The following is a 9,834-nucleotide window of genomic DNA, read 5'->3' as shown; positions in this document are numbered from 1 at the left end:
GGTCGCCAGGGACCTGAAGGCCCTGGGGCTCTACCAGGCCCGGGCGCTGGCCTATGACGGGGTGGAGGTGGACATCCTGGTGCACGAGCTCTCGCAGGAACAGCGGCGCATCTACGACGCCTATGCCGGCGCGTTCAAGGTCATCCACGCCAACATCGAATGTGAGGGGACAAAATAAATGGAGAATCGGGACGAGCCGGGATGAAATGGGATGAACCGGGATAATGGGTAGGGAATCTAGGACCTTACGTGGAGAAGAACGCAAAAAACGCGGTGACCGCCGCGGACAAAATAAATGGCGAGAAACTGTGGATAACCGCCTCTTCACGGGATTTTTCCGGGGGGTTTTCGACTTGTTTTTGTGGCCGGAAAAACGGGCCCGAAAAGGGTTGTTTCGGGTGGGGTTTTGGGCTACAAGAAATGACAGCGCCTGAGTAAAACGCCGTTCCGAGGCTACGGCCGCGCGGGGATGTAGCGACCCCCCAGGCGCCTCCTCGCCACTCGCAAATCTCGCAATTGAGCCCTGTGTAAACTGGTCAGGTAGGTTTCGCCTCGGTCCACGGAGACCTTGAGAGCGAGCGCCCAGAGCTTGCCGTTCTCATCTTCCATAAAGCCGACCGCGGAGAGATCGGAGTCCTGAAAGAACTCGCCGTCGTCGAGAATGCGTTGCGCCCGTGCGTAGTCTTCGGGGGCCACGTCGTGTCCCGGGTTGCCGGGCACGCGCCCCCCCTGCTTGTCCGCGGTGTCCCTGGTGAGTCGCAGCGTTCGACTGCGGCCGCCCAGGATGTCGAGAATGCGGGAAGGGACGACGGCGATAGGCCAAGCCGCGCGGCGGTCATCTGCCTTGCCGTCGAGGTGGCCCTGGAACTCGGGCGTGTTCCAGGGCTGGCCGATCAACGGCAGGTCTTCGGGGGCGCCGTCGATCTTCTGTATGAGCCGGTTGGAGGCGTCACGCCCGGGCATGTGCCGGCCGACGTTGTGCTGGAATCCGGGATCGATGCCGCGGGGAACCTGGACCGTGGTTTCGGTCCGCTTGTTGTACCAAGGCCGCGTCTCCAGCGATCCGGCCGGCGGTCCCTGGGACACCTGGAACCCGTACCGCTCCAGGTCATCGCTGGAGAGCTGCATGACGAGACACCTGCACCCCCAGCCGTTGGGCGGATAGTGGGTTTCCCAGAACGGGTGGTCGACGGGCAAGACGGTGCCGTGCCAGGCGCGATGCTGCGGTCTCGTGCGGCCGTCCAGGACCGAGACGTAGCGGAGATACGGCCTCGTGTCCTTGACGCGCTGAATCCGCTGCCACCGGCCGTGGGCGTACGACATCCGGAGGTTGGTCTCGAAGATCGTGCGCAGCCGGCGGGCACTTCCGAGCTGGACGAGGCGGGGCGGATCCTGCGGGTCGACCATGGGCTTGCGCCCCCACCATCCCTTGCTGTGCAGAAAGGGCTCGAGCCGGTTCCGGAAGTCTTCAAAAGTCTCGCCGTCGCGGACCGCGGCGTCGACCGCGCCGCGGATCTCGACGAGGATGTCCGTCTCCATGGCCTTGGCGACGGTGAAGGAGCGGATGTGGTTCGCGGCTTCGGTGTCCCGCCAGTCGAAGCCTATGTGGTAGCCCTTCGCCTCGAAGTGCTCGATGGCTTCGACCGGCGGGACGTTGAGGATCTCGGGAACGGCCAAGACTACAGATCGCCTCTCGCCTTCAGGGCGACGTAGTTTCCGCGACCGTCCATCTCGATGTTCACCAGACGTCCTCCTCGAGGCCGGCCTGGCCGGAGACCTCTGCGGAAAAGGTGGTGTTGTTGAGTCGCCGGGAAGCGGGGGCCAGCGCCCGTTCGTCCGGGGCGCGGCTATGGAGGCGCGCCACGAAGTCGTCGAAGTCCCGGCTTTCCCGGGCGGCCGCCAGGACCGGATCCACGACGGGGCTGACGATGGGCTCCCATTCGCCGGCGATCTCCTCCGCGGCCGCCGCGATGGCGTCGGCATCATCGCCGCGGGCGAACCGGGCTGCATCGTCCCCGACGCCGGCGCTGCCCGGAGGCGTCCCGTTCGGGGCAGGCTCCCATTCCCCGCCGTAGATGTCCTCGACGTGATTGCGGGTGGGCCGGAGGCCCGAGGTCCGGCCCACCTTCTCCTCGCGCTCCGCGCGGCTGTCGAGGTCTTCGGGCGGATCCACGTCGTGCCGGATGACCGGCGTTGCGGCGCCGGGGAAGTTCCACTGGGTGAGCCAGGCCGCGATCGTCCGGGTTAGCGCCTCGTCGAGAACGTCGGCGTCGGCCGCGATGGTCTCGTCGCGGACGTCCTTCTGCACTTCGGCGGTTCCGCGCCACGGTCCCTGATCCGAGGTCGAGGACTGGCCGAGGAGCACACCGGCGATGGCGCGGTCGATGTAGCCCTGGAAGGATTCGAAATCGCCGCTCATTCTCGTCATCGTGGCCAGGAACTCGATGTCCTGATCCTCGGGCACGATGACGCCGGCTCCCGTCGCCAGGGACTGGATGATCTTGAGGAGCTTGTCCTTCTCCTCGTTGGTCGCCGCCCGCGGATACTTGCCCTTGGGCGTCGGCGCCCCGAACTTCTCGAGGGCCATGGCCCAGAACCGGAACCCGTTGCGGCGGAGCCATACGAGCCAGTAGCACCATCGCGCCAGACCCGGGCCGTGAGGCAGGTCCCCGTGGTCGTTTGATCTGGTCAGGGTGACGAACTTGGCCTCCGGCACCGGCTCGCCCGCGGCGGATCGGCGGGAGCGGAGAAGCAACTCGCCGTCCGGTCCCCACCGGAACCGCTCGGGAGCGCGGATTCTCAGGTCGTGCAGCCGCACCTTCCCCGCCTCCCTGGCCCATATCGCCTCGCCTATGGCGTAGCCGTACCAGTTGTAGTGGAGAAGCTGCCTGCAGATGCGCTTGAAGTGGATGGACGCCAGCTGCCGCTTGACATCCTCGGCCGCCCGCCGGTCCCGCAGCCTGTCGCCGCCGGGCTCCACCATCCATGGGTGGGCCACCACCGCATCGATCCGCTGGTTGAGGGCGCTGTGGCACCGATCGTCCCTCAGGGTCTCGCGGTAGAGGTGGAGGGCGGTCTCCTCGTACCGGTAGGTCTGCGCGTACCGGACGTTGGAGTAGCGGGGATCGAGGGGGAGCTCGGAGATCCACAGCGCGATCAGGCCCGCCACGGCGCTGGGCGCCACCTCCTCCACGATCGGCCTGCGGGGCTTCGCCATCACATGTACCTCAGGTCATGGGACGCGGGCCGCACCACGCCCAGCCCGGCGTCGACCTCGACGCGGCCGCCTCCGCGCTCGAAACCCTCGCTCACGGGCGCATCCGTGGCGCGCCCCTCCACGGGGCCGCGCGGCATGGCCGCCGCGGCGCAGGCCAGGGCCGCGGCCCAGAAACGGTCGGCGTGGCTCTCGCCGTCATCGTCGGCCACCAGGCGCGGGCCGCCCGTGGCCCCGGGTTCCTTGCGGATGGAGTGGAAGTCGCCCCGGATCGCGTTGTCGGACGGGATGCGGAGACGGCGGTCTTCGCAGCGCTCCTTGAGCGCGATCGCCACGCCCAGGCGCCGGGGGGAGGTGAGCAGCACGCCCTCCACGCGGCTCTCCCCGTACCGCCTCCTGGCGTCCTCGACAGGCTTCTCGCCCATGCCGGTCTGATCCATGGATACCAGCACGGGCCGGTACCGCTTCACCAGCCGGTCGAGCTCGCCGTCCTGCTCGCTGAAGCTCGCGTTGCGCAGCTCCGATACCTCGCGCGTCCAGACGACGTCTCCCACGACCTCGAGCACCCACGCCACCCACAGGTGCTTGCGCCTGGCGATGTCGTTGCCGATGAAGGTGAGGCCGCCCCGGTAGAGGTCCGGCCTGCCGGCGTCGGGATGCTCCACGGCCCGGATCTGATCCCACGAGAGCCACGATCCGCCGGCGGCCGAGGGAATGCAGTCGAGCTCCTCCTCCGCGTCGGCGCCGTATTCAGCCCGGACCTCCTGCTCATAGGCCGCTTCGCCCTCGTCGGTCCACTCCTCCCCATTCACCTCGCAGATGCGCCGGTAGAACCCCTCGTCGAGGGCATGGCGGAAGGTGACCGTGTGCAGGCTGCCCATGCGGGTGCCGTCCGACACCTCCCGGACCAATTGGTTGAAGGACGACCCCTCGCCGTGGTGGGTAGAGAGAACGTGGACGTCGCCGCGCCACATGCGGAAGGCCATGGCGGCCTTGAGCGAGGCCTCCAGATCGTCGACAAACGCGGCCTCGTCTATGATCGCCCGGTCCCCCGCACGGCCCTTGCTCCGGAAGACGCGAGGGCTCGACGGCATGGCGAGTATCTGCTTGCCGGACGGGAAGTTGACGCAGTAGGCCAGGACCGAGTCCTTGGCGTCCAGGTCTATCAGGGTCTCGCCCACCGCCGCGGCCCCGATCTCCAGGACCTTCGCCCACCCCTCGCAGTCGTCTATGAAGGAGCGGGTCATGTCCTTGTTGTAGGACTGGTAGTAGACGTTCCCGGCGCCCGCCGCGGCGTGAAGCACGCTGTCGTAGGCCTCCGCCCACGAGAGGCCGATCCGGCGCGACTTCTGGATCACCTTGATGCCGGAGCGGTCCTGCACCCAGCGCGACTGGTAGGGTAGCAGCTCGCGGTTCATGCCGCCTCGCCCGCCCCCTCGATGGCCTCGCGGATCGCGGCGACCGCATCCGCCGGGACGCCTTTCTTGCGGGCGGCTCCAGTCGCGGCATCCGCCGCGTCCTTGACCGCGCGGCGGCGCTCCTGGCGCACCATCGTGCCGGCCCGGGCCGTGTCCGCGGCCGCGCGGCAGGCCGAGGCGATTTCCTTGAGGTCTCCGCTCTCCGAGGCTATGAGCACGTCCAGGATCTTCTGCTGGCTGAGCCGCAGGATCGCATCCGCGACCGCGCCCATGTCGTCAGGGGCCGCGGCCACCAGGGCTTCGGCCTGCTCGGTGGCCAGGCGCACGGCCTCGATGCGGCGCTCCAGCGCCTGGCCGTACCGGTGGACCGCCGACTTGCTGATTTCGAACCCCTCTTCGGCCAGCCACGCGGCGAAGTCGGAGTAGCCCGAGAATCTGCCGGACACGATCCGTTGGTCCAACTCCCGGCGCAGGGGCTCGGGCAATAGCGTTACGGCGTTGCGCTTCATGGCCCAGGCGGCGGTCTCCTGATCCCGGGATCGCACTCCACCACATAATCGCAGACGTCGTAGCCGTATCGGGCGATGAACATGCGCCACGGCTCCGTCTCGGAGCGTTGAATCGTGACCAGCCCGCGCGCCTCCAGGTAATGCATGATGTTGCGCACGCACCGGTTGTCAAGGGTGGGGTACTGAACGACCAGTACGTCATGGACCATCGATTCCGTAGCGCCGAGGTAGCCCGCAACTCGCACGGTGCGCAACGCATCCCATCGGGCAGTCGGCAACGAGATCCGATCTAGGGACATTGGTTCTCCTTCGTACGCTCCTCCAGTCGCGCGATCGCTTCGCTGTGCCGTTCGATGGAGCCGAGGCTGCGGCTCACGAACGGCACCATCTCCTGCCGGACCGTCTGCTCTCTGGCCAGCTCGACCCTCTGGCGTTCTTGCTCGCGGCGGAGTTCCGGGATATCCGCCACCAGATGCTTCAGCGACTGGATGTCCCGTTCGGCTTCCCGCAGCGTTCGCAACACCAAGATGATGCCCGCCCCGGCGACGGCGCCGACTACGCCGAGTATCCATCCCACGGCCTCGGCGATGACCTCCCACATAGGGCGGCCATGTTAGCCTAAATCAGCGCTGACGTTCAGGTGACAAATGTCTTAGAATGCGGCGCACCGAGTATTGGGTGGAGCCCACGCAGGCCGCTATCTGAGGAATGGTCAGGCCCCTTTGATGGAGGAGGATCGCGCGCATGGTCCGCGCGCAGGGGATGTAGACGTTCTCTCCGCCGCATATCCGGGCCAGCGTCTCGGCGACCTCCCGGCCCAGGTATCCGATCAGCCAATGATCTTCAGGGATGCCGCTGGGGACGTAGATCGTGGCGCCGCTGAGTCGTTCGGCCGTGTCCATGGCGGCATCGTCCCCGAGGGACGCCGCCACTGCGCCAAGGATGCCGGGCCAGGCGGACCCCGTCACGCGGACCCCTGCGATGGGTGATGCAGCTCGGCGACGAATGACGCTATCTCCTTGACGGCTTCGTCCGATGGGGTCCCGCTGCACTGCACCCGAACGGGGTTGGCCGCAGACCGGGCACTTGATCACGATGCAGCTCACCCGCGGTCCTCGTGTCCGGACTTGAGGTCGCGCACCGCCTGGCCCAGGGCGGCGATCACCAGGTTCACGGTCTCGATCGTGGTGAGCGCCGGCGGATCCAGCCCCAGCGCGCGGTGCTGAGCCTCGAGCACCGCCATCGCCTCGCCGCGACCGCGCTCCCTGTTGGTCCTGTCGCGCTGGGGCCACTTAACCCCGGCCTCGCGCCTCAGCCATGCCTTCAGCCGGTCGATGGCCTTCCCCAGGTCGCGCGCCGTCGCCCATCCCGCCGCATCGACACCGCATTCCCTGCGCACGAACGCCGCCAGGGCGGAGTCCCGGCGGTCCTGCACGACGCCCAGGTGCCAGCCCGCTATCCAGAGCGCCCGGAGCTTCGAGGCCCCGGGCGCGTCCGGCAGGACCGACGAGGGACGGAGCTTCCCGAGCTCTATCAGCACAGCGCCCAGGCCCACGGTGCCGAGATCGCTGCACGACCGCTTGCCGGTCGCCCGCTCGATCGCGTCGCGGTACCGATCCTCGTCCAGATCCAGTTGCCGGCGCCGGGCGTGCACGGCGCGAACCAGCTTCGTCCACCGCTCGCTCCGCAGGGGGATGACCTGTTTCGCATCAGGCGGCGTCATCGGCTTCCTCCCTCACGTCGTCCATCAGCGCGGCCACGAGCTTGTCGATATCGCCGCCCGCGCCGCGGATCACGATTTCGTCGTCGACGTCCACGATCGCCACGCCCACCGCGGCCAAGGTCTTCGCGTCGACCTTGCGCGCGGCCGCCTTGTCGAGGGACTCCCGGACGTTGATGAGCGACGGCGCCAGGTGCGGATGCTTGGCGCGGATCCGCGCGATGGTGGCGCCGGCGTCGGGCACGTCGACGCGCCCCGGCTGCTTCCGGTACCCCACCTCGATCCCCGAGAGCTCGCGCGTCCGGGGCTTCTCGAAGAGTCCGCGGCCATTCTCCAGGGCCTCCCGGAGCGTCGCCTTCGCCGCCGAGACCGCGGCCGTCTGCGAGCGGCCGAGCACGGCAAGCAGGTCTCTACCCATCTCTACGGACAGGAGATCAACGCCGAGACCTACGCGATCTGCAAGGCCGACCTCTTGCTCAAGGGGGAGGGCGAGGCCGCCGACAACATCGTGGGCGGTCCGGAGCATTCGACGCTGGCCAACGATGCGTTTCCGTCGCGCGAGTTCGACTTCATGCTCTCGAATCCGCCGTACGGCAAGAGCTGGAAGACCGAATTGGAGCGCAAGGGCGGCAGGAAGGGGATGCGGGACCCGCGCTTCCTGATCGAGCATCACGGCGACCCGGAGTTCTCCCTGGTCACCCGTTCCAGCGACGGTCAGATGTTGTTCCTTGCCAACATGCTGTCGAAGATGAAGCAGCACACGCCGCTCGGCAGCCGCATTGCCGAGGTGCACAACGGCAGTTCGCTGTTCACCGGCGAGGCCGGCCAGGGCGAGAGCAACATCCGGCGCTGGATCATCGAGAACGACTGGCTGGAGGCGATCGTCGCCCTGCCGCTCAACATGTTCTACAACACGGGCATCGCCACCTACGTCTGGGTGCTCACCAACCGCAAGCCGCCGCACCGGCGCGGCCGGGTGCAGTTGATCGACGCGACCGGTTGGCACCGTCCGTTGGGCAGGAACCTGGGCAAGAAGAACTGCGAGATGGGCGAGGACGACATCACCCGCATCTGCGATACCTTCCTCGCTTTCGAGGAGAACGACCAGAGCAGGATCTTCGACAACGCCGCCTTCGGCTACTGGAAGGTGACGGTGGAGCGGCCGCTCCGCATCGAGGAGGCGGACCCGAATCGCGCCTACGGAGGCGCCGACGTCAAGAGGTTGAGGGATCACGGCACGCGCAACGAGAACTCGCCGCCGGTGATCAGGCGGATACTCAAGAAGGGCACGGAGGCGGACCCTTTGCGCGGACTGTTCGAGGCGACGGTGGGTGGCAGGTCTGCGGTGGTGGAGTACGAGCCGGACACCGACCTGCGCGATACCGAGCAGATCCCCTTGCAGGAAGCTGGCGGCATCGAAGGGTTCCTCCGCCGCGAGGTTCTGCCCTACGCCCCTGACGCTTGGTACCAGCCGGACAACGTGAAGATCGGCTACGAGATCAGCTTCAACCGCTATTTCTACAAGCCACAGCCCATGCGGACGCTGAAGGAGATCCGCGCCGACATCCTGGCGCTGGAGAGGGAGACGGAAGGGTTGCTCGACGAAATCATCGGGGATAGCAGGGGGTCATGATCCACAACCTCAAACCTTATCCTGTCTATCAGGATTCCGGCGTCCCGTGGCTGGGAGAGGTGCCAGCGCATTGGACTACGGAACGCCTGAAGTCGTCAGTGACAAACGTTGTTGAGCCAGGAACGGAGCGACGAGGGAAAGACTTGTACGTGGCTCTGGAGCATGTCGAGAGTTGGACTGGTCAGCTCAACGGGGCCCCTCCTGACGTTGGTCCCGACAGTCAACTGAAACGCTTCGCACCGGGAGATGTTCTGTTCGGAAAGCTTCGCCCCTACTTGGCCAAGGTAACTCGGCCGACGACGGGTGGCCTATGCGTTGGTGAATTTCTTGTTCTTCGCCCGCGCGATACTACGTTCGATACCGGTTTCCTGGAACGACTGTTACGAGCAAAGCCGATCATAGACACTGTCGACGCTTCTACCTTCGGCGCCAAGATGCCGCGGGCTGACTGGACCTTCATCGGAAGCATGAAGGTTGTGCAACCACCGCTCGCCGAACAGGCTGCCATCGTCCTTTTCCTCGACCACGCCGACCGTCGTATCCAGCGCTACATCCGGGCCAGGGAGAAGCTGATCGCGTTGCTGGAGGAGCAAAAGCAGGCCCTCATCCACGAGGCGGGCACAGGCCGGATCGACGTCCGGACGGGCAAACCCTACCCGGCCTACAAACCGTCTGGCGTCGAGTGGCTGGGGGAGGTGCCGGCGGATTGGGGTGAAGCACCTTTAGGCCGTTGTCTGCGCCATATCGCTCAAGGATGGAGTCCTACTGCGGCCGAAGGCGAGATACAGCCAAATCAATGGGCAGTGCTCGCCTTGTCGTCCGTTAAGCGTGGTATGTTCGACTCTACCGCGATCAAGCCGATTCCTATCTCTGCAAAGATCCCTGAAGGAATAGAGATCGAGAACGGAGATCTTCTGTTGACTCGATCGAACACACGTGACCTTGTGGGCGATGTTTGCATAGTCGAGGGAGCAAGACCGAAGACCGTGATCAGCGACCTAATCTACCGCTTGACTCCTAAACCTGCGATCCTTGAGCGAAGACTCCTAATGTTCCAGCTACTCAGCGCCCTGGGCCGAAGGCAAATCGAGCGTGATGCCCGCGGATCAAGTGCAACAATGCCGAAGATTGCCCATCATCACATTCGGTCTTGGAGGGTTCTGATACCGCCGCGGGACGAGCAACAGTGCATCGTGAAGGTGATCAGGGATGCCGAAAAGGCCATCAACGGTGCGGTGGAGGGTGTTCGGGCAAAGCTTTCCCTCCTCCACGAATACCGTACCCTTCTGATTGCGGATGTAGTGACTGGCAAGATCGACGTCCGCGAGGCGGAGGCAGCA

The 9,834-nt window shown here is 66.1% G+C and carries 11 protein-coding genes and 1 pseudogene; 3 read left to right on the top strand and 9 right to left on the bottom strand.

Annotated elements, in window-relative coordinates:
* The coding region (locus OXU42_08340; protein ID MDE0029391.1) for a strawberry notch family protein at positions 1-178 on the top strand (178 nt) is incomplete at its 5' end.
* 275 nt (positions 179-453) lie between these two features.
* On the opposite strand, the gene OXU42_08335 is transcribed toward OXU42_08340, so the two are convergent.
* The 9 genes from OXU42_08335 to OXU42_08295 form a co-directional block, all read right to left on the bottom strand.
* Positions 454-1,677 carry a phage minor head protein gene (locus OXU42_08335; protein ID MDE0029390.1) on the bottom strand — a complete coding sequence of 408 codons (1,224 nt, stop codon included), beginning with the start codon at positions 1,675-1,677 and terminating at the stop codon, positions 454-456.
* A 61-nt stretch (positions 1,678-1,738) separates the two neighbouring features.
* On the bottom strand, positions 1,739-3,217 hold the full coding sequence (locus OXU42_08330) for a DUF935 family protein (protein ID MDE0029389.1): 1,479 nt from the start codon (positions 3,215-3,217) through the stop codon (positions 1,739-1,741).
* The gene (locus OXU42_08325; GenBank protein MDE0029388.1) at positions 3,217-4,632 is read right to left on the bottom strand and encodes a hypothetical protein; all 1,416 of its coding nucleotides are present in this window, start codon (positions 4,630-4,632) and stop codon (positions 3,217-3,219) included. Before OXU42_08325 ends, OXU42_08330 begins: the two co-directional genes overlap by 1 nt.
* Complete coding sequence (locus OXU42_08320) at positions 4,629-5,141, bottom strand: DUF3486 family protein (GenBank protein MDE0029387.1); 513 nt, start codon at positions 5,139-5,141, stop codon at positions 4,629-4,631. Before OXU42_08320 ends, OXU42_08325 begins: the two co-directional genes overlap by 4 nt.
* Positions 5,138-5,350, bottom strand: a complete 213-nt coding sequence (locus OXU42_08315; protein ID MDE0029386.1) for a hypothetical protein — start codon at positions 5,348-5,350, stop codon at positions 5,138-5,140. The genes OXU42_08320 and OXU42_08315 overlap by 4 nt, the downstream gene beginning before the upstream one ends.
* An 80-nt stretch (positions 5,351-5,430) precedes the next feature.
* A complete protein-coding gene (locus tag OXU42_08310; GenBank protein MDE0029385.1) occupies positions 5,431-5,742 on the bottom strand; it encodes a hypothetical protein in 312 nt (103 codons plus the stop codon).
* A 22-nt stretch (positions 5,743-5,764) separates the two neighbouring features.
* Positions 5,765-6,043, bottom strand: coding sequence for a hypothetical protein (locus OXU42_08305; protein ID MDE0029384.1), 279 nt, complete (start codon positions 6,041-6,043; stop codon positions 5,765-5,767).
* Positions 6,044-6,243: 200 nt separating this feature from the next.
* On the bottom strand, positions 6,244-6,864 hold the full coding sequence (locus OXU42_08300; protein ID MDE0029383.1) for a regulatory protein GemA: 621 nt from the start codon (positions 6,862-6,864) through the stop codon (positions 6,244-6,246).
* A complete protein-coding gene (locus OXU42_08295) occupies positions 6,851-7,279 on the bottom strand; it encodes a hypothetical protein (GenBank protein ID MDE0029382.1) in 429 nt (142 codons plus the stop codon). The genes OXU42_08300 and OXU42_08295 overlap by 14 nt, the downstream gene beginning before the upstream one ends.
* Here OXU42_08295 and OXU42_08290 point away from each other — a divergent pair.
* Positions 7,253-8,494: pseudogene (locus tag OXU42_08290) on the top strand (N-6 DNA methylase). The gene OXU42_08295 and the pseudogene OXU42_08290 overlap by 27 nt on opposite strands.
* On the top strand, positions 8,491-9,834 hold a 1,344-nt coding region (locus OXU42_08285; protein ID MDE0029381.1), incomplete at its 3' end, for a hypothetical protein. The pseudogene OXU42_08290 and the gene OXU42_08285, both read left to right, overlap by 4 nt.

It is taken from the genome of Deltaproteobacteria bacterium (assembly GCA_028818775.1).
Taxonomy (GTDB): domain Bacteria; phylum Desulfobacterota; class Binatia; order UBA9968; family JAJDTQ01; genus JAJDTQ01.
Note: the sequence above shows the minus strand (reverse complement) of the source record. Positions and strands in the feature narration are given on the sequence as shown.

Coding starts and splice junctions, on each gene's coding strand:
- OXU42_08310 (MDE0029385.1), bottom strand. CDS start 5,742: ATGTGGGAGGTCATCGCCGAGGCCGTGGGATGGATACTCGGCGTAGTC.
- OXU42_08315 (MDE0029386.1), bottom strand. CDS start 5,350: ATGGTCCATGACGTACTGGTCGTTCAGTACCCCACCCTTGACAACCGG.
- OXU42_08330 (MDE0029389.1), bottom strand. CDS start 3,217: ATGGCGAAGCCCCGCAGGCCGATCGTGGAGGAGGTGGCGCCCAGCGCC.
- OXU42_08325 (MDE0029388.1), bottom strand. CDS start 4,632: ATGAACCGCGAGCTGCTACCCTACCAGTCGCGCTGGGTGCAGGACCGC.
- OXU42_08300 (MDE0029383.1), bottom strand. CDS start 6,864: ATGACGCCGCCTGATGCGAAACAGGTCATCCCCCTGCGGAGCGAGCGG.
- OXU42_08305 (MDE0029384.1), bottom strand. CDS start 6,043: ATGGACACGGCCGAACGACTCAGCGGCGCCACGATCTACGTCCCCAGC.
- OXU42_08320 (MDE0029387.1), bottom strand. CDS start 5,141: ATGAAGCGCAACGCCGTAACGCTATTGCCCGAGCCCCTGCGCCGGGAG.
- OXU42_08295 (MDE0029382.1), bottom strand. CDS start 7,279: ATGGGTAGAGACCTGCTTGCCGTGCTCGGCCGCTCGCAGACGGCCGCG.